Below are 19,317 nucleotides of genomic sequence, written 5' to 3' on the forward strand. Positions count from 1 at the left end.
CTTTCTCGTTGCTTGCCATGAAAATCCCGTGGGGCGTCCTGCCCTCCTAGCACACCACGCAGCCCTTTGCCGAGTTGCAGGCCGCGGCATGGCCTGATTGAATGCAAGACAAGAACCAGGCGCCGCCCGACAAGCTTGTCGTGAGAGCGTGCGCGGAGGAAACATCATGACGTCGCCGATCGCGGGCGGCGTGGATTGCGATCTGCATCCCGCCGTGCCTCACCTCACCAGCCTGCTGCCGTACATGAACGACTACTGGCGCGACCAGGTGACGACGCGCGGCATGACCGACCTGATCTCGCAATCCTATCCGACCAATTCGCCGATCTCGTCGCGGCCGGACTGGCGTCCAGCGCAAGGCAAGCCGGGCTCGAGCCTTGCGGACATGCAGCGGCAGGCGCTCGACCAGTTCGGCACGGCCTACGGCATCTGCAATCCGCTCTACGGCGTGCAGATGGTGTTCTCCGAGGACATGGCCGATGCGTTCTGCCGCGCGCTGAACGACTGGCTGGTCAAGGAATGGCTCGACAAGGACGATCGCCTGCGCGGCTCGATCGTGATCCCGGTGCAGAGCATCGAGAAGGCGGTCGCCGAGATCGAGCGCTGTGCGCAGGACAAGCGCTTCGTGCAGGTGTTGATGCTGGTGATGGGCGACATGCCGCTTGGCAAGCGGCACTACTGGCCGATCTACGCCGCGGCGGAACGGCTCGGCCTGCCGGTCGGCATCCATGCCGGCAGCGCCTATCACAATCCGCCGACCTCGGTCGGCTGGGGCTCCTATCACATCGAGGATTATGTTGCGCAGGCGCAGGCGTTCCAGACCCAGCTCACCAGCCTGATCGTCGAGGGCGTGTTCGCGCGCCATCCGAACCTGAAAATGGTGATGCTGGAGTCCGGCTTCACCTGGCTGCCGCCATTCCTGTGGCGGCTGCACAAGTTCTGGCGCGGCGTGCGCATGGAGACCCCGTGGGTCGACCGCGCGCCGCTGGAGATTGTGCGCAGCAACATCCGCTTCTCGCTGCAGCCGGTCGATGCGCCGCCGGACGGAGACACGCTGAACCGCCTGTTCGACCATATGCAGTCGGACGAATTGATCCTATTCTCGTCAGATTATCCGCATTGGCAGTTCGACGGTGACGAGGTGCTGCCGCACGGGTTGTCGCAGGATCTGGTACGCAAGATCATGATCGATAATCCGCATGCGACCTATGGCCGGCTCAAGGTGAAGGAGAAGACGCCATGAACATCCAGCTCCGCGAGCGTCCCAAAACCGCATCGCCGACCAGCATCAAGACCGCGATCGCCGACTGCGACATCCATCCGGCCCGCGCCACCAAGGATGAATTGTATCCTTATCTCGAAAAGCGCTGGCATGCGCATCTCGAGACCTTCGGCGTCCATGCCTATCAGGGCATGATGGGAGGCCCGCCCTATCCGAAGGCGCAGCCGAATGCGTCGCGCCGCGATGCCTATCCGCCGGAAGGCGGCCCGCAGGGCTCGTCGCTGTCCTTCATGCAGAGGCAGCATCTCGATCCCAACAATGTCGCGCTCGGCGTGCTCAACCCGCTCAACACCGGGCAAGGTACCCGCAATCAGGATCTCGCCGGCGCGATCTGTTCGGCAATCAACGACTGGCAAATCGAGAAATGGACCAGCAAGGATACCCGGCTGAAAGGCTCGGTCGTCGTCGCCAATGAGGATGGCATGTCGGCCGCCGCCGAAATCCGCAAGCGCGCAGGCGACACAAATTTCGTCCAGGTGCTGCTGCTGAGCCGCAATGTCGAGCCGCTCGGCCAGCGCCGCTACTGGCCGATCTATGAGGCGGCACAGGAAGCCGGCCTTCCGATCGGGGTGCACGCATTCGGCTTCGGCGGCAACCCGATCACCGCGTCGGGCTGGCCGAGCTACTATATCGAGGAGATGGTCGGGCATTCGCAGTGCCAGCAGACCGCGCTGGCGAGCCTCGTGCTCGAGGGCGTGTTCGAGCGCTTCCCGAAACTGAAGATGGTGATGGTCGAGGCCGGCTTCGGTTGGGCGCCGTCGCTGGCCTGGCGGCTCGACAAGGTGTTTTCGCGGCTGCATGCCGAGGTGCCGCATCTGAAGCGCAAGCCGTCGGAATATATCCGCGACCACATCTGGTGGACGACGCAGCCGATGGAGGATCCGGAGAGCCGCGACCATCTGTTCCAGACCATCGAGTGGATCGGCTGGGACAGGCTGCTGTTCGCGACCGATTACCCGCATTGGGATTACGACGAGCCGTCGCGCGTGCTGCCGGCCGGCGTCAGCGATGCCAATCGCCAGGCGTTCTATCTCGACAACGCCAAGCAGTTGTACGGTATCGCATGATCCGAAAAAGTGGGAACCGGTTTTTCGAATCAGATCATGCGTGAGAACGATTGATGACGCGGCATGTGATAGCCCCGGTGGACGAGCTGCCGCCGGGTTCGCGAAAATTTCTCGAGATCGACGGACGGCCGATCGCGGTCTTCAACGTCAAGGGCGAGTTCTTCGGCCTGCTGAACCGCTGCCCGCATCAGGGCGCGGCGCTGTGTGAGGGGCCGCTGATCGGGCTCGCGTCGTCGTCGGACCCCGGCGAAATCGAATACACCAAGCTCGGCGAGATCCTGCGCTGCCCCTGGCACGGCTGGGAGTTCGACATCCGCACCGGCCAGTCCTATTGCGACCCGCGCCGCTTCCGCGTGCGCGCCTATCCGGTCAGCGTCGAGCCGGGCACCAATGTGGTGAAGGGACCGTATGTCGCCGAGACCATCAAGGTCGCGGTGGAGAGTGACTACGTGGTGGTGGATTTGTAGCCGCGACCGTCCCGAAATCCTGTTCACCGGAGATGGCAGTCGGTGAGCGTCATGCAAAGCATCCTCTTGCGTGCGTTTGGCCGTCCTCGGGGCCTCCTGGGGAGGCTCGGCGGCATGATCATGTCGCGCACCAATGCAGATTGCGGCGCGTGGGTCGCAGATCGCCTCGAGATCGGACCTGACGACAGCGTGCTCGAAGTTGGGTTTGGTCCGGGCGCCGTCATTCATCGTCTGTCGACATTGGTATCGGCCGGACGCGTCGCGGGCATTGATCCGTCGCAGGAGATGGTCGGGCAAGCTCGCGCCCGGAACGCGGCCGCGATCGAGGATGGTCGTGTCGAGCTTCGGCTTGGCTCCGTGAGCGCATGCCATTCGATGCGGACAGCTTCGATGCGGCGCTGGCGATCAACTCGATGCAGGTCTGGCCGGATGCCGTCGCCGGGCTACGTGAGGTCCGTCGCGTGATGAAGCCGAGCGGCAGGATCGCACTCGGCTTTACGCGCTACTCCGGACAGCCCAAGGAAGGGGTGACGGAAAAGCTGGCAGCGGCCGGCTTCACGCAGGCTCAGCTGGTCGAGACAAATGAGTGGTTCTGTGCGCTGGCGACAAAGCCCGATGCAAGATGAGTTCGTAAGCCGGGCTACGCTGCGCTAACCCACCACCATTCATTCCGCCATCATCTGCCGTTCGCGCGCATAGCGCACCAGCGCGACAAAGCGGTAGATACCGTGCACGAATTTGCCGTAGGGCATGGTGATGAACAGCGCGAACACCACGCCGAGATGCAGCGCCAGCAGCGGGCCCATCGCGGCGGTCTCGCGCCACAGCAGCAAGGCGAGGCCGGTGATGCTGGTCAGGAACAGCATCAGGATGAACGCGGTGTCCATGCCCATGCGCTGCTCGTCGACCAGCACGCGGTCGCGCTTCCATTTCTCGCCGAGCAGGCCGAGCGGGCCGACCACGAGCCCGATGCCGCCGAGCGTGCCGAGCACGACGGGCAGGTCCCACCACGCATAGGGTGCCTCGCGCGCCAGGAGGTAGTGATACAGCGTGCCGACGCAGGTCGCGGCGAAGCACAGCGCGAAGCCATAGAAGGTGAAGTGGTGATACAGCTTGCGGCGGTCGGTCGGCTGGTCGTCCTCGTTGAAGCAGCCGACACCGCCGCCGTCGAGGTAGCGCAGCTCGCCGGCGTCGCGGACCGCCTGCAACAGCGCCTTCGCATCCGTCGTCATGCCGACCGGCTCGCCGATGTCGCGCCAGAAGGCGCGCACGCCCATTACCAGCGCCAGGATCGCGTAGAGCAGGGCTAAGCCGAACAGCAGCGCCATCGCATTGTGCGGCATCAGTTTGTAGAACGCGCCGGGACCGGTGTGGATGCCGGTGAGCACGCCGCGATCACTGACCGCGGCGAAGCCGAAGATAAAGGCGGCGACGCTGAGCGCTGCGATCAGGCTGATGACGAGGCCGTTGTGCGCGAACGCGCCGGCAAAGGCGCGCGGCCAAGCATAGGCGGCATAGGATTCGGCGCGCGCGACCGCGAGCGTCTTCGGTACATTGACGTTGAATTCGTGCGGCGGCGAGAACTGGCAGTCGGTGTAGCAGGCGCCGCAGCTATGGCAGAGGTTGGCGAGGTAGTTGAGATCGCCGTCGGAGAAGGCGCGGCGCATCTCCATCGCGGGAAACACCGCGCACAGGCCCTCGCAATAGCGGCAGGAATTGCACACCGTCATCAGACGGTCGGCTTCCTGCAAGATACTCGTCCCGTGCATCGCGTCAGTCCCGCCTTCAGTTCCGCGCATTCTTGGCTGCTTCCCGGCCGGCGACGCGGCCGAACACGCTGCCGATGGTCATGCCGATGCCGGCGGCATAGCCCTTGCCGAGCACGTTGCCGGCCATGATCTCGCCGGCGGCGAACATGTTGGCGGACGGCTTGCCGTCCTTCATCAGTATCCGCGCCTCCCTGTTCACGCGGGTGCCGAGATAGGTGAAGGTGATGCCGGGCCGCACCGGATAGGCGAGATAGGGCGGCGTCTCGATCCGGCGCGCCCAATGCGTCTTCGGCGGCGTGATGCCTTGGGTAGCGCAGTCGTCGAGGATGGTGTGGTCGAAGGTGCCGGGCTGCACCGCGGCGTTGAACTCGGTGATGGTCTTTTCCAGCGCGGCCGCGTCGAGCTCGAGCTTGCCGGCGAGCTCGGCAATCGTCGCACCCGCGATCGGCGGAAACAGCGTCGGCATGAAGCTCGTCACCACGGTCGAGTCGAAGATGATGTAGGCGATCTGGTCCGGCTGCGCGGCGACCAGCCGGCCCCAGATCGCATAGCGCTTGGGCCAGATGTCCTCGCCCTCGTCGTAGAAGCGCTCGGCATGCTTGTTGACGACGATGCCGAACACGACCGAATCGTGACGCGTGATGATGCCGCCGTCGAATTTCGGCGCGCGGGCGTCGATCGCCACGGCATGGCATTGCGTCGGATCGCCGATCTCCTGCACGCCCTTGGCGAGCAGCATCTTGAGGATCGCGCCGCGATTATAGGGCGTGCCGCGGATCAGGAAATTGTCGGCCGCATCGCCCCAGGATTCCTTCAGCCATTCGATGTTGGCCTCGAAGCCGCCGGCGGCCGCAACCAGGGTCGAGGCGCGGACCTCGGTCTTGCCGCCGACCGGCTGCTTCAGCTGCGCCGAAAGGAACATGCCGTCCTCGACCGTGAGATCGATGACCTCGGCATCGTAGAGGATGTCGACGCCGAGCTCCTCGGCGGTGCGATAGAGCGCGTTCAGCATCGCGCGGCCGCCGCCGAGGAAGAACGAGTTGGTGCGGCCAAGGCTCAGCGTGCCGCCGAGCGACGGCTGCCAGCGCACGCCCTGCTCGACGATCCAGTTCAGGATGTCCTTGGACTCGTGGATCATGAAGCGGGCCAGTTCCTCGTCGGTCTGGCCGCCGGTCACCAGCAGCAAATCCTTCCAGAACTCCTCCTCGGTGTAGGGACCGGTGAGGATCTCGGTCGCCGCGTCATGGGCGCAGCGCATGTTGCGGGTGTGGCGGGTGTTGCCGCCGCGATAGAATTTCGGGGCGCCTTCCAGCACCAGGACGGAAGCGCCGGCGCGCCGTGCGCTGATCGCAGCGCACAGCGCGGCGTTGCCGCCGCCGATCACCAGCACGTCGAACCTGCGCGTCAGATCAACCATGCGCTCTTGTTATCGTTGTTGGCATGGAAAGCAACACGGCCGGGCGCATGAGCATGATCCGGAAAAGCGTGTCGCGATTTTCCGGAGAAGTCATGCCCAGCGAGCCCACCCGGCCGCGAAGTGGAATATCAGGCCGCAACCGTCTCGCGCTGCTCGATGGTCTGGCCGCCACGATAGACGATCAGCGCGGCGACGATGCCGAGAGCTGCGGCGCACATCAGCCAGTAGCCGGGCGAAGCCTTGTCGCCAGTTTGCTGGATCAGCCAGGTCGAGGCGAACGGCGTGAAGGTGCCGAACAGCCCGGCCGCCAATGCAAAGGCCAGCGAGAAGCAGGTGGTGCGGACATGCGCCGGCACGATCTCGACCAAGCAGCCCAGCATGGTGCCGCTGTAGACGCCGAAATAGAACGAGAACATCATCTCGACCGCCAGCATCTTGCCGAACGAGGGATTGGTCACCAGCCAGTGCAACGCCGGATAGGCCGTGATGAGGGACAGGCCGGCGATCGCCAGCAGCACCGGCTTGCGGCCGATCCGGTCGGACACCGCGCCGCCGACCGGATTCCAGATGAAATTGGTCACCGCAACCAGCAGCGTCACCAGCAGCGCATCCTGGGTCGAGAGCTTCAGCACGGTCTTGCCGAAGGTCGGCGTATAGACGGTGACGAAGTAAAAGGTGGTGGTGGTCAGCACCGCGATCATCATGCCGAGCACGACGATGCGCCAGTTCGCGATCGCCGAGGCGAACACCTCGCTTGCGGTCGGATGCTTCTTCATCGCGAGGAACGCCGGGGTCTCCTCCAGCGTCCGGCGCAGGAAGAAGATCACCGGGATGATCAGGCAGCCGACGAAGAACGGGATGCGCCAGCCCCAGGAGGCCACGGTCGCGGCCGGCATGCTCTCGCTGAGGACGAAGCCGAGGATCGAGGCGACGAAGATCGCGACCTGCTGGCTCGCCGACTGGAACGAGGTGTAGAAGCCGCGATTGCCGGGCGTGGCGATCTCCGCGAGATAGACCGAGACGCCGCCGAGCTCGACGCCGGCGGAGAAGCCCTGCAGCAGGCGCGCGATCAGCACGATGATCGGCGCCGCAATGCCGATGGTCGAATAGCTCGGGCAGAGCGCGATCACCACGGTGCCGATAGCCATGATCGACAGCGTCACGATCAGGCCCTTGCGGCGGCCGATGCGGTCGATATACGCGCCGAGCACGACGGCGCCGACCGGGCGCATCAGGGCGCCGAGCCAGAAAACGCCGAACGCGTTGAGCAGCGCCGCGGTCTCGTTCTCGGAGGGGAAGAAGGCCTTCGCAATCGCCTGGGCGTAGAAGCCGAACAGGAAGAAGTCGAACTGCTCGAGGAAATTGCCGCTGGTCGCGCGAAGGATGGCGCCAAGACGCGATTTGATCTGCGGGACTTGCGATGAACTCGACTGCGACATAACGCCCTTTCCTCCCCGTGACAAAAACGGCCGGCGCAAATTGTCTCGCCGGCCAAAGCAGTTAACTGCCATGTGCGGCAATTTGGCACGGCTGTCCGGCGCGACCAACCCGGAATCACGCGGGGGGCTATGGGAAAAAAGCCGTAGGTGGAAATCGCAGGGAGCCTTTCGAGCGAAGGGGATATTGGTTCGCGCGAAGAAACCTCGTCAAAACAACGATCTGGCGCTTCGGCCCAGGTCCAATCAGAACCGAAGCTCCGGCCGGCGCGTGCGGCGCATCAAGGCGCCGCGTGCGCCGTTGTGCCGAGCCAGCTCCGGAACGCGGAGAGCTTTGGCGTATCGGCGCGTCCCTGCGGCGAAACCAGGTAGAAGCCGGCGTCGGCCGGTAGCGCGATCTTGAAGGGAACCACGAGGCGACCCTTGGCGATGTCGTCCTGCACATAGGAGGTGCGGCCCATCGCGATGCCGATGCCGTCGATCGCGGCCTGGATCGTCACGAACAGCAGGTCGAAGGTGACGCCGGGCTGCTTGGAAATATCGGTCGGCAGCCCCGCCGCGGTCAGCCACAGCCGCCAGTCGTCGCTGTTGGCGTTGCTGGTGTGCAGGAGCGTGTGATCCCTGAGGTCTTCAGGGCATTTCAGCGGCCTGGTTCCCTGCAGCAGCGACGGGCTGCACACCGGAAACAGCTCATCCGCCATCAACCAATCGGCACGCAGGCCCGCCCATTGGCCGCGGCCATAGCGGATCGCCGCGTCGACCTTGTCGCGCTGGAAGTCGACCAGGCTGGTCGAGGTGGTGATGCGAACGTCGATGCCGGAATGCGCCTCTTGGAAGGCCGACAGCCGCGGCAGTAGCCATTTGGCGGCAAGCGATGCCAGCGTCGAGACCGTCAGCACGTGATCGTCGTCCCGGCGCAACAGGCGATCGGTGGCGAGCCTGAGGTCGTTGAAGGCGGCCCGGACGCCGGGAAGGTATTCGGCAGCCTCCGGCGTCAGGCTCAGCGAGCGGTTTTGGCGGACGAACAGGCGGGCGCCGAGCTCCTCCTCAAGCCGCCGGATCTGATGGCTGATCGCGGTCTGCGTCACGTTCAGTTCGGACGCCGCCAGCGTGAAGCTCATATGCCGCGCGGCGGCCTCGAACGCCCTCAGGCCATTCAGCGAAGGCAGGCGGCTGGTCATCTCTGGGGCGTCTCCAAATACATGACTTTGATTCATGCGAAACGGTACAAAGTGTCGTTTGTGAGCGGGCCGAATAGCCCCGATATTACCGCCAACAGGTTACCGACAGGAGCCGCAGATGTCCATTTTCACCCATGAACCGATGACAAATCATCATACCCCCGGATTGCTGAACCAGGTCGGCGAGACGCTGCATGTCTGGTGGGAGCGCTACGAGCGCCGCCGCGAGCTGTCGCAGTGGACCGAGCGCGACCTGCACGACATCGGCATGTCCCGCAGCGACATCGTGTTCGAGACCGAGAAGCCGTTCTGGCGGGCCTGAGAAGGACGCCACCGCTGGCGTCGCCTCGATCGAGGGACGCCGGCTAATTTCTTCACCCGAGGAGCGTGTCATGGTTGCGCTGCATCTCGACGATCTCAAGCAATACTCTGACGTGCTGCGCGCCAAGAACGGCAGCGAGGTCAAGGTGCGCTTCGTCGAGCCGCGCGACCGCGAAGAGCTGCAGAGCTACATCCGCTCGCTCTCCGCGGGGTCCCGTTACAACCGCTTCCTGGGCGCGTTGAGCGAGCTGCCGAAGACGGAGCTCGAACGTTTCATCCATGTCGGCGAGGCTGACCGGTTCACGGTGGTCGCGACGATGCTGGTCGATGGCTTTGAGACCATCGTCGGCGAAGCCCGCTACGCCTTCCATGCCGATACGTCGAGCGTCGAGTTCGGCCTGTCGATCGATGACCGGTGGCAGGGCCACGGCATTGGCAAGGCGCTGCTCAGGAATCTCGAATGCCGTGCGGCGTCCTTCGGAGCCGAACGCATCTTCGGCGACACGCTGCGTTCCAATGCGACGATGATCGGCCTCGCCCGCAAGTCGGGCTACGCCTTCACCCAGAGCCCCGGCGACTGGAAGCTGGTGCGCTTCGTGAAAGAGATCCACGTCGAACCGCAAGACATTCCCTGTGCCAGCTGGCGGCTTGCCGCCACTTCCCGCTTGGCCGCGATGTCCTCGCTTGCGGTTTGACTGACTAGGCCCGGTTCTGGCCCCTCCAGAACCGGGCCCTTTTCTTTTCCCAACCGGTGCCGCGACTGCTACTCGTCATGCGCGGGCTTGACCCGCGCATCCATTGAGCGAAAGCGTTTCTTTCGATGCATTGCCGGGTCAAGCCCGGCAATGACGGACATCGAACTAGGATCAACTCCCCCGAAACACCGGCTTGCGCTTCTCGATGAAGGCCTGCACCGCCTCCTTGTGATCGGCCGTCGTGGTGAGCCGGATCAGCCGCTCGGCCTCGTGGTCGCGCGCGGTGGCGAAGTCGAACTGCAGCGCCTCGTCGAGATTGTCCTTCATGTAGCGCAGCGCGAGGGTCGGGCCTTCGGCCATCGACTTCGCCAGCGCAAAGGCCTCGTCCTGCAGCGTTTCGTCCGGCACCACGCGATTGACGAGACCGATCTGCTCGCATCTCGCGGCGTCGACCTTCTCCGAGGTGAACATCAGCTCGCGGGCGCGCGAGGTGCCGACCAGCCGCGTCAACAGCCATGCCATGCCGTAATCGCCGCTCAGCGCCACGCGCAAGTAACCGGTCGAGATGAAGGCGGATTGCGCCGCGATCCGGATGTCGCAGGCCATCGCGATCGCAAGGCCGGCGCCGACCGCGGGACCGGGAAGGGCAGCAATGGTCGGCTTGCGCACCGAGGCCAGCGAGCCGGTGAGCAGGCGCTGGCGCTCCTGCAAATCCGCGACCTTGTCCTCATAGGACATTTCGAGCTTCTTCTTGTCGCGATGCGCGCCCATGCCCTTGACGTTGCCGCCGGCGCAGAACGCCTTGCCGGCGCCGGTGACGAGCAGCACGCCGACCTCGGGGTTCTCGCCGCAGGTCCTGATCATCGTGCGCAGCGCCGGCGTCAGCGTGTCCGACAGCGAGTTGCGGGCATCCGGGCGGTTCAGCGTGATGACGGCGACGCGATCGCGGATTACGCAGAGCAGTTCGTCGGTGCCGGTCTCGATCTTGATTTCAGCGGTCATGTCGTCGCTCCCCATGTCTGTTTGTTTCGTCATTCCGGGGCGATGCGAAGCATCGAGCCCGGAATCTCGAGATTCCGGGTCTGGTGCTAGCGCACCATCCCGGAATGACGGTGAAAGTTACTTCACGCGGTAAGCAAAAGGCGCCAAGCCTCGTGCGCACCGCCTCACAGCTTGCTCGCGATCTTGATCACGTTGGCGTTTGCGTTCAGCCTACGCCGCTTGCATGATCTCCGTCATCTCAAAACTTCTCAACCCAGGGCCGCAATTCCAGCTCCCAGGTCCAGGCGCTGCGCGGCTGCTGCAGCACGTTCCAGTAGCTCAATGCAATCGCGTCGGGATCGAGCATCGAGTCCGGCCGGTCGGCGGGCTCGGCGCGGGCAGCGCTGCGGATGCCACCGTCGATCACGAAATGCGCGACGTGAATACCCTGCGGCGACAGTTCGCGCGCCATGCTCTGCGCGAGGCCGCGCAAGGCGAACTTGCCCATCGCGAACGGCGCCGATTGCGCATAGCCCTTCACGCTGGCGGAGGCGCCGGTGAACAGGATTGCGCCCTTCTTGTTGGGCAGCATGCGCTTCGCCGCCTCCTGCGCCACCAGGAATCCGCCGAACGCCGAGACCGCGATCGCCTGTTCGACCTCTGAAGGGACCAGTTCGACGAAGGGCCCGCGCGAGCGGCCGGAGGCGTTGTAGACCACGAGATCAGGCGTTCCGATCTCGCGCTCGACCAGACCAAAAAGACGTTCGACATCCTCGGCCTTGGTGGCGTCGCAGGCATAGGCCCGCGCGCCTGTTTCGGTGCAGAGCGCGCCGAGCTTCTCGATGCTGCGGGCGCCGAGTGCCACACGAATTCCCTCCCGCGAAAATAGCCGCGTCAGCGAGGCGCTGAGGCCCTCGCCGGCGCCGACGATCAGGGCGATCTTGTATTTTGGAATATCCATTGGGCTTTCCTTTGCTCGGCCGGAGGAGGATAGTCGTGCCCAAACAAATGAGCACCGAAGCCGGGAATTCAATGCAGCCGCACAAGCAGGATCCGAAAACGTCAGCCGCCAGCCAGCCGGGCCTGCTGGCGCCCGACACGACGGGAATGAATTTCTACCGGGCCGATCCGGCGCTGACCGACCTTCTGAAGCTGCATTTGCCCGATGCATTGTTCCGCCATATCGAGTCGCATCTCGACCGCCTCGGTGGATTGGCCGGAGGCTATCTCGACGAATGCGCGCGGCTTGCCGACCGGCATACGCCGGTGTTGCACCAGCGCGACAAGTTCGGCCGCGACGTGCAGCACATCGAATATCATCCGGCCTATCGCGAGATCGAGAAGGCCGCGTTCGGCGAGTTCGGCATTCACGCGCTGTCGCTCCGCAAGGGCATCATGGGCTGGCCCGACAAGTATCCTGTCGTCGCCAAGCACGCCTTCACCTTCCTGTTCAACCAGACCGAATTCGGCATGGGCTGCCCGATCAACGTCACCGACGGGTGCGCCAAGCTGCTGGCAAATTTCGGCAGCGAGGCATTGAAGGCGAAATATCTCGACGGCCTGACCCAGACCGACATGAGCAAGCTGACGCAGGGCGGCCAGTTCATGACCGAGAAGGAGGGCGGCTCCGATGTCGGCACGCTGACCACGCGCGCCGTGCAGGAGGGCGACCACTGGCGGCTCTATGGCGAGAAGTGGTTCTGCTCCAACGCCGATGCCAAGGTGGTGATGCTGCTGGCGCGGCCGGAAGGCGCCGGGCCGGGCACCCGCGGCGTCGGCCTGTTCCTGATGCCGCGTTTCCTCGACGACGGTTCGCAGAACCATTACCGGATCGTGCGGTTGAAGGACAAGCTCGGCACCCGCTCGATGGCCTCGGGCGAGATCAAGTTCGACGGCGCGATCGCCTACGCCGTCGGCAAGCTCGACCGCGGCTTCGTGCAGATGGCCGAGATGGTGAACTCGTCGCGGCTCTCCAACGGCGTGAAGTCGACCGCGCTGATGCGCCGCGCCTGGCACGACGCGATCACCGTGGCGAAGGGCCGCGTGGTGTTCGGCCAGCGCATCATCGACCTGCCGCTGGCGCGGCGGCAGCTGATGAAGATCATGCTGCCGACCGAGCAGGCGCTGTCGATGAGCTTTTTGACCGCTGACGCGCTCGACCGCGCCGAGGCAGGCAGTCAGGACGCCGCGGCGCTGCTTCGCATCCTGACGCCGACGCTGAAATTCCGCGCCACTCGCGACGCCCGAAAGGTCTGCGGCGATGCGATGGAGATGCGCGGCGGCATCGGCTACATCGAGGAATTCGTCACGCCGCGGCTGCTGCGCGACGCGCATCTCGGCTCGATCTGGGAGGGCACCGGCAATATCGTCGCGATCGATGCGCTGAAGCGTGCGGTCGGCCGCCATGGCGCCGACAATGCGCTCGCCGCCGATCTGCATGCGCGGCTCGATGATAGCGCGAATGTTCCGCAAGCCTGGCGCAACCGGCTGCGCGATCTTAGCGACCGTGCGGTCGCGTTTGCGCGCGAGGTGGCGAGCCGCATCGACAATGAGGGCGATGCGCGCCGCGCCACCAGCCTGCTCTATCATGTCGCAAGCGCGGTCGCGCTGGCGTGGGAGGGCGGGCGCATCCACCAGATGCGCGGCGATGCGCGTCGGCTGTTGCTGTCGCGGATGGTGATCGACCACCGCGTGCTGCCGGGCGATCCGTTCCGGCTAACGGAAAATACCGTTCAGCGCAGGATGACCGAGCACCTGCTCGGCGATCGCGCGGTCGGCATGGCCGAGGTTGGCGAATTGCTTGACGCAGCGTAGGCTGCTGCGCGAGCGAACTTTTCAAACAATCAAAAACGTCAAGGGAGACCCCGATGAAGGCCGCCGTCCTGCATGAAGTCAATCAGCCGCTGGTGATCGAGGACGTCAGCGTGCCCAATCCGGGGCCGCGCGAGGTCCTGATCCGCACCGCGGTCGCGGGCCTCTGCCATTCCGATCTGCACTTCATGGAAGGCCTCTATCCGCATCCGCTGCCGGCGGTGCTCGGCCATGAATCGGCCGGCGTGGTCGAGAAGGTCGGCTCCGACGTCAATTACGTGAAGCCCGGCGATCACGTCGTCACCTGCCTGTCGGTGTTCTGCGGCACCTGCGACAACTGCACCACCGGCCGCACCGTGCTGTGCACCGACACCACGGTGAAGATGCTGCCCGGCGCCTCCAACCGCCTGTCATGGGGCAGGAAGGAGAAGCTCAACCAGTTCCTCAATCTGTCGTCGTTCGCCGAGCAGATGCTGGTGCACGAGAACGCCATCGTGAAGATCAAGAAGGAGATGCCGCTCGATCTCGCCGCGCTGATCGGCTGCGGCGTCATCACCGGTTATGGCGCGGTGGTGAACACCGCGAAGGTGACCGCCGGCGAGACGGTGGCTGTGATCGGTTGCGGCGGCGTCGGCATGGCCGCGATCAACGGTGCGCAGATCGCCGGCGCCGGCCGCATCATCGCGATCGATACCAATCCGGCCAAGTTGCAGCTTGCGACCAAGCTCGGCGCCACCGATATCGTCGATCCGGCCCGCGGCGACGTGGTCCAGCAGGTGCGCGAGCTCACCGGCGGCGGCGTGCAGCACTCCTTCGAGGTGCTCGGCCGCAAGGACACCGCCGAGCAGGCCTTCGCCATGCTGGCGGCGGGCGGCACCGCGACCATCGTCGGCATGATCCCGTTCGGCCAGAAGATCGAGCTGCACGGCTTCGACTTCCTGCGCGAGCGCCGCATCCAGGGCTCGTCGATGGGCTCCAACCACTTCCGCGTCGACATGCCGCGCCTCGTCGACTTCTACATGCGCGGCAAGCTGCATCTGGAAGACTGGATCTCGGCCAAGCTGAAGCTCTCCGAGATCAACGAGGGCTTTGCCAACATGAAAGCCGGCAAGACGCTGCGCAGCGTGATCATGTTTGATAGCTGAGCGTGTGTCGTCCCGGCGTAGGCCAGGGACCCATACGCCGCGGCCTCGCTTTGGGCACGTGGGTGGACGACTTTCTTTACTCACCACAAGCTGCGGTGGTTATGGGTCCCGGCCTGCGCCGGGACGACACCTGAATCGCTCACCGCGCGACATGCGCGGATACCGCGCGCCATTTTCCGTTCTGCCGCGCCCAGCAATCGGTATAGCGGCCGTGCGCCGGCTCACCGTCCGCGTTGGTGTAGCTGGTCTGGGCGTGGATGATGGCGAAATCGCCGAGGATGCGGATTTTGACGTCCTCGGCCTTCAGGCCCTTGATCTTCACCGGGATCGCGGTCTGCTTCAGGAAGGCAGCGCGGTCGACCAGGCTCTTGTCGGGATTGGTGCAGTAGAAGTCCTGCGCCAGAATTTCGTCGAAGCGCTTGACGTCGCAGTTCTGAACGGAGTCAACGTAGTCCTTGTTGAGCTTTGTCAGCTCCTCGAGATCGTTGCTCATTGGCCTTCTCCCTGGTTTTGTTGTCCGTCATTGCGAGCGCAGCGAAGCAATCCATCTCGCCGCTCGTTGAGATATGGATTGCTTCGTCGCTTCGCTCCTCGCAATGACGGTTTTTTCCAGCACCTAATCATCGAACATCTTCGGCGGCACGAAGCCGCCGAATTCGTGCTCGATCAGCTCGGCGAGCTTGAGCGGCGTGCGGTCCTCGAGCCATGGGCCGACGATCTGCACGCCGACCGGCAATCCGTCGGGCGCAAAGCCGGTCGGGATCGCAGTCGAAGGCAGGCCGGGCAGGGTCGCGATGCCGGGCCAGGCGAGCTGGTCGGTGTAGATGTAGGGCTCGCCGTCGATCAATATCCGCCGCTGCTCCTGGTCGGGCTCATGATCGTGCGGATAGGCCGGCGTCGGCATGATCGGGCAGATCACCGCGTCGAACGATTTGAACAGCTCGCGCCATTGCGCGCGCAGCCGCGAGCGGGCGACTGTCGCCTGTACCCAGTCGCGGTGGCTGAGCGCGATGCCGCGCAGCCGTTCGGCCTGCAGGCTGTTGTCGCCGGCGGGCAGCGCGGCCGCTGCCGCGCAGGCGCCGGCATAGACCTCCGGCGGGAAGGTCGCGGCGAGGAACGACAGCAACATCCGCATATAGAGCCGCGAGGACGCCGCGAAATCCGGCAGCAGCGGGCTCGACCGCGATATCTTGGCGCCGGCCTTGTCGAGGTGGCTCGCGAGCTTGTCGATGCTGCCGCGAACCGCCTTGTCGGTCGGCAACACCGAATCGGTGTCGATCACGAGGATCCGGAAATCCTTCAGGCTGGCGTGGCGCGCCGCCGGCAGGTCGAGGCGATAGGCCTTGCCGGCATCGAGCGGATCGGGAGCGGCCATCACGTCGAGCAGCAGCGACAGGTCGGCCGCGCCGCGCGCCATCGGGCCGGTTACCGCAAGGTCGCGCTCATAGATGATGGGCGGTGCCGGCGGCGCGGTGTGGCCGCGCGACGGCAGCAGCGCGAAGGTCGGCTTGTGCGCATAGACGCCGCAATGAAACGCCGGCACGCGCAGCGAGCCGCCGATGTCCGAGCCGAGCGACAGCGCGCCATAGCCCGCGGCGAGCGCCGCCGACGATCCGCCGGAGGAGCCGCCCGGCGTGCGGCCGAGGTCGTAGGGATTGTTGGTGGTGCCGTAGATCTCGTTGTAGCTCTGCCAGTCGGCGAGCCCGACCGGCACGTTGGTCTTGCCGAGGATGACGCCGCCGGCGTCCTTCACGCGCTGAATCGACAGCGCGTCCTCGGTCGGGACAAAATCCTTTTGCGGCAGGAAGCCCCAGGTCGTCGGCAAGCCGGCGACGTTGAAGGATTCCTTCACCGTCATGGGGATGCCGAGCAGCGGCCTGTGCTCGCCGCGCGCGATCGCGGCATCCGCAGCGCGCGCAGCGGCGAGGCCGCGCTCGAAGTCGCGCACGCAGACCGCGTTGACCTTGCCGTCGTGGCGCTCGATGCGGCCGATCGCGTCCTGTGCGAGCTCAACTGCCGAGACCTGCTTGTTGCGCAGCGCCTTCGACAATTCGACGGCGGTCTTGAAGCTGTATTGCGATTTGGCCACGGCGTGCTCCCGGTTTGTTGTTGGCGCGATGATGGGCAGTTTGGCTGCCGCCCGCAAGCGCTGTAGCCGTGACGTTGTCGCCGTGTTTGATCGGAATTGCTCTGCTCTACCTCGCCCCGCTTGCGGGGAGAGGTCGCCGCGCGCTTGCGCGGCGGGTGAGGGGGTACAGGTACGTCGACTTGCGTCACGTGTGGATATGGCCCCTCACCCCAACCCTCCCCGTAAGAACGGGGAGAGGGAGAATCGAACCGTTGCTACGCCGCGCCGATCAGGATGCCGACCGCGAGCACGATCGCGCCGCCGAGCACGATCTGGAATACCGCCTGCAGGAACGGCGTGTCCATGTAGCGCGCGCGGATGAAGGCGATCGCCCACAATTCGAAGAACACCACGATCCCGGCGATCGCGGTCGCGATCCAGAATGCGTTCGGCCAGGCATCGGGCACCAGATAGGGAATGGTGTGGCCGAGCCCGCCGAGCGTCGTCATCAAGCCGCAGGTCAGGCCGCGCAGCCAGGGCGAGCCGCGGCCGGTCAGCGAGCCGTCGTCGGACAGCGCCTCGGCAAAGCCCATGCTGATGCCGGCGCCGATCGAGGCGGCAAGCCCGACCAGGAAGGTTTGCCAGTTGTGATGCGTTGCGAAGGCGGCGGCGAACAGCGGCGCCAGGGTCGAGACCGAGCCGTCCATCAATCCGGCGAGACCCGGCTGCACATATTGCAGCACGAACATCCGCCGCCGCGTGCGGTCTTCCTCGGCGCGCACGTCCGGCTTGAGGATCTCGCCGGTCAGCTTCACCGCGAGCTTCTCGTGGCCCTTCTCCTCCTCGGCGAGATCGCCGAGCAGCCGCCGCACGCCGACATCCTCGGCCTTCTCGGCGGCTTTGGCATAGAAGCGCTCGGCTTCCAACTCCATGGTCTCGACTTCCTTGCGGATGGTGTCGAGCGGCAGGTTCTTGGTGAGCCAGATCGGGCGGCGGCGCAGGAAGCCTTTGACGTCCTCGCGCCGGATCGGCGGCAGATGCGCCCCGAAGCGCTGCTCGTAGGTTTCCAGCAGTCGGTGGCGATGGCCGCGCTCCTCCTCGGCCATCTCCTCGAAAATCTTGGCGGTATCGGGATAGCGCCCGGCGAGATCCTCCGCGAACGTCATGTAGATGCGGCTGTCCTCCTCCTCGGAGGCGATCGCGACCGCCAGCACCTCGCGCTCGGTCAGATCGGCAAAGTTCTTCACGGCAACGCCTTGTTCACAGAGTTTAAAATTAGAATAGTTCTAAACTATAGGGTTGCACCGGTGCCGGGTCAAATCCGGATCGGCCCGGATTCGCTGTTGCAGCACCGGCAAGCCGCGCGGGTTGAGCGAAGAAAACGCCTGAGATCAACGGGATGCGACGCGACGGCCGAACGGGAATCTAGCGCTGTGCGCCGGCGTCTCGCAGGAATGTGAGCAGCAGCCGGCTCACCTCATCGGGCTGCTCCTGCTGCACCCAGTGGCCGGCACCGTCGACCAGATGACAGCCGATCATGTTGGTGCAGGCTTTCGTCTGCATCGCCTCGAACACGCCAGGCCGCTGATAGGTGCCCCAATCCTGTTTGCCCGAAATGAAGGCCGACGGCTGGTCGATCGTGCGGCCGCTCCAGGTCTGTAGCTCCGGGACGAACGCCCCCGAGGTGCCGCAGCGATACCATTGCAGCCCGCCCTGGAATCCGGTCCGCTGATATTCGGCGCTGTAATATGCGAGCTCGCTATCCGGCAGCCACGTGTTGGCGGCGATCGCCTCGCGCGACGGCATCTCCTCGGCGACGGTGGCGGCCATGTCCTTGGCGAAATCCATCACGTAATAGGTCGGCAGTTTTGCCAGTTCGCCTGCCGACCAGGATTGCAGCGGATACGGCTTGTTGTCTTTCCAGTCCGCGCTTTTGTGGTGGTAATAGGCACGCAGGAAGTCGTGCACGCCCTGCGGCGCGCGATGCATGTCGTCACTGGCCGGGCGCGTCGAATAGTACCATTGGTAGTGCTTGCGCGGCCGCGGCAGCGCGGCGAGCTCGCGATGCACGGGGTCGTCGGTCGCTGGCTTTGTCGGCGCGCTCGCGGTGTTGAACGGCAGCGACGGCGGCCCCGAAAACGGCGCGCTCATCATCACCACCGCGCGGAACACGTCGGGCCGGATCAGTGCGCACCACGCCGCAACCGACGAGCCGAAATCGTGCCCGATCACCGCATCGACGTGCTTGTAGCCGAACGCAGCGACCAGCCCGAGCGCATCGCGCACCAGATTGGGCAGGCGGAATGACGCAAGATCGCCGTCATACTCCGCACTCCACCCTGATGTGCGGCCATAGCCGCGCTGGTCCGGCGCGATCACATGATAGCCGGCGGCGGCGAGCTTCGGCATCACCTTGCGCCAGGAGAACGCCAGCTCCGGAAAGCCGTGCAGCAGCAACAGGCAGGGCCGGCCGGATGTTTCGAAGCCCGCTTCCAGCACATGCATGCGCAGGCCGTTGATCCCGTCGACATAACGCGAGCGGATGGTGGAGGGCAGCGGGATGTCGGGGAGGGCTGGCATCGGAGATCACCTGTTTGGCATCGCCGCACAACCAGCGCATTTCGCTGTATGCTGGCGGCCATTGTTTCACGATAGCAACTTTGCCCAGGGGATGCAT

Annotated in this window: 17 protein-coding genes and 1 pseudogene; 8 read left to right on the top strand and 10 right to left on the bottom strand. The window is 64.9% G+C overall.

Features of this window, described 5'->3' with window-relative positions; all coding sequences use genetic code 11:
* The first annotated feature begins 166 nt into the window (after nt 1–166).
* From ACVMDN_RS40690 to ACVMDN_RS40705, 4 genes and pseudogenes are all read left to right on the top strand, one after another.
* Nucleotides 167–1,243: an amidohydrolase family protein gene (locus ACVMDN_RS40690; RefSeq protein WP_076832583.1), complete on the top strand. Its 1,077-nt coding sequence runs from the start codon at nt 167–169 to the stop codon at nt 1,241–1,243.
* Nucleotides 1,240–2,349 (top strand): amidohydrolase family protein, encoded by a 1,110-nt coding sequence (locus tag ACVMDN_RS40695; RefSeq protein WP_076832580.1) that lies wholly within the window; start codon nt 1,240–1,242, stop codon nt 2,347–2,349. The genes ACVMDN_RS40690 and ACVMDN_RS40695 overlap by 4 nt, the downstream gene beginning before the upstream one ends.
* A 53-nt stretch (nt 2,350–2,402) precedes the next feature.
* Nucleotides 2,403–2,816 (top strand): Rieske (2Fe-2S) protein, encoded by a 414-nt coding sequence (locus ACVMDN_RS40700; protein WP_076832577.1) that lies wholly within the window; start codon nt 2,403–2,405, stop codon nt 2,814–2,816.
* A 120-nt stretch (nt 2,817–2,936) separates the two neighbouring features.
* Nucleotides 2,937–3,442 (top strand): annotated as a pseudogene (locus ACVMDN_RS40705) (class I SAM-dependent methyltransferase).
* A 39-nt stretch (nt 3,443–3,481) separates the two neighbouring features.
* On the opposite strand, the gene tcuB reads toward ACVMDN_RS40705, so the two are convergent.
* The 4 genes from tcuB to ACVMDN_RS40725 form a co-directional block, all read right to left on the bottom strand.
* Entirely contained in the window at nt 3,482–4,585 is a 1,104-nt protein-coding gene (gene tcuB, locus ACVMDN_RS40710; RefSeq protein ID WP_076832575.1) for a tricarballylate utilization 4Fe-4S protein TcuB, read from the bottom strand.
* A 16-nt stretch (nt 4,586–4,601) separates the two neighbouring features.
* Nucleotides 4,602–6,002, bottom strand: a complete 1,401-nt coding sequence (gene tcuA / locus ACVMDN_RS40715; RefSeq protein ID WP_200844559.1) for an FAD-dependent tricarballylate dehydrogenase TcuA — start codon at nt 6,000–6,002, stop codon at nt 4,602–4,604.
* 128 nt (nt 6,003–6,130) lie between these two features.
* A complete protein-coding gene (gene tcuC, locus ACVMDN_RS40720) occupies nt 6,131–7,441 on the bottom strand; it encodes an MFS transporter (protein ID WP_076832572.1) in 1,311 nt (436 codons plus the stop codon).
* 278 nt (nt 7,442–7,719) lie between these two features.
* Complete coding sequence (locus tag ACVMDN_RS40725) at nt 7,720–8,619, bottom strand: transcriptional regulator GcvA (protein ID WP_076832569.1); 900 nt, start codon at nt 8,617–8,619, stop codon at nt 7,720–7,722.
* A 118-nt stretch (nt 8,620–8,737) separates the two neighbouring features.
* Here ACVMDN_RS40725 and ACVMDN_RS40730 point away from each other — a divergent pair, with 118 nt between their 5' ends.
* Nucleotides 8,738–8,941 carry a DUF1127 domain-containing protein gene (locus ACVMDN_RS40730; protein ID WP_076832566.1) on the top strand — a complete coding sequence of 68 codons (204 nt, stop codon included), beginning with the start codon at nt 8,738–8,740 and terminating at the stop codon, nt 8,939–8,941.
* A gap of 70 nt (nt 8,942–9,011) precedes the next feature.
* The gene (locus ACVMDN_RS40735) at nt 9,012–9,635 is read left to right on the top strand and encodes a GNAT family N-acetyltransferase (RefSeq protein WP_076832564.1); all 624 of its coding nucleotides are present in this window, start codon (nt 9,012–9,014) and stop codon (nt 9,633–9,635) included.
* 171 nt (nt 9,636–9,806) lie between these two features.
* Here the strand turns inward: ACVMDN_RS40735 and ACVMDN_RS40740 are convergent, their stop codons facing one another.
* Together ACVMDN_RS40740 and ACVMDN_RS40745 are read right to left on the bottom strand one after the other, a co-directional pair.
* A complete protein-coding gene (locus ACVMDN_RS40740; protein ID WP_076832874.1) occupies nt 9,807–10,637 on the bottom strand; it encodes an enoyl-CoA hydratase in 831 nt (276 codons plus the stop codon).
* A gap of 238 nt (nt 10,638–10,875) precedes the next feature.
* On the bottom strand, nt 10,876–11,577 hold the full coding sequence (locus ACVMDN_RS40745; protein WP_076832562.1) for an SDR family NAD(P)-dependent oxidoreductase: 702 nt from the start codon (nt 11,575–11,577) through the stop codon (nt 10,876–10,878).
* A 71-nt stretch (nt 11,578–11,648) separates the two neighbouring features.
* Here ACVMDN_RS40745 and ACVMDN_RS40750 point away from each other — a divergent pair, with 71 nt between their 5' ends.
* Both ACVMDN_RS40750 and ACVMDN_RS40755 read left to right on the top strand, forming a co-directional pair.
* Nucleotides 11,649–13,430, top strand: a complete 1,782-nt coding sequence (locus ACVMDN_RS40750) for an acyl-CoA dehydrogenase family protein (protein WP_076832560.1) — start codon at nt 11,649–11,651, stop codon at nt 13,428–13,430.
* Nucleotides 13,431–13,483: 53 nt separating this feature from the next.
* Complete coding sequence (locus ACVMDN_RS40755) at nt 13,484–14,572, top strand: Zn-dependent alcohol dehydrogenase (protein ID WP_018269116.1); 1,089 nt, start codon at nt 13,484–13,486, stop codon at nt 14,570–14,572.
* A gap of 139 nt (nt 14,573–14,711) precedes the next feature.
* On the opposite strand, the gene ACVMDN_RS40760 is transcribed toward ACVMDN_RS40755, so the two are convergent.
* The 4 genes from ACVMDN_RS40760 to ACVMDN_RS40775 all read right to left on the bottom strand — a co-directional run bounded on the left by ACVMDN_RS40760 (nt 14,712) and on the right by ACVMDN_RS40775 (nt 19,220).
* On the bottom strand, nt 14,712–15,065 hold the full coding sequence (locus ACVMDN_RS40760) for a nuclear transport factor 2 family protein (RefSeq protein WP_057020071.1): 354 nt from the start codon (nt 15,063–15,065) through the stop codon (nt 14,712–14,714).
* 123 nt (nt 15,066–15,188) lie between these two features.
* A complete protein-coding gene (locus ACVMDN_RS40765) occupies nt 15,189–16,661 on the bottom strand; it encodes an amidase (protein ID WP_076832557.1) in 1,473 nt (490 codons plus the stop codon).
* Between the two features lie 254 nt (nt 16,662–16,915).
* A complete protein-coding gene (mbfA, locus tag ACVMDN_RS40770; RefSeq protein WP_057016287.1) occupies nt 16,916–17,887 on the bottom strand; it encodes an iron exporter MbfA in 972 nt (323 codons plus the stop codon).
* Between the two features lie 178 nt (nt 17,888–18,065).
* Complete coding sequence (locus ACVMDN_RS40775; RefSeq protein ID WP_076832554.1) at nt 18,066–19,220, bottom strand: alpha/beta hydrolase; 1,155 nt, start codon at nt 19,218–19,220, stop codon at nt 18,066–18,068.
* Nucleotides 19,221–19,317 lie beyond the last annotated feature (97 nt).

The organism is Bradyrhizobium sp. USDA 4510 (assembly GCF_054059095.1).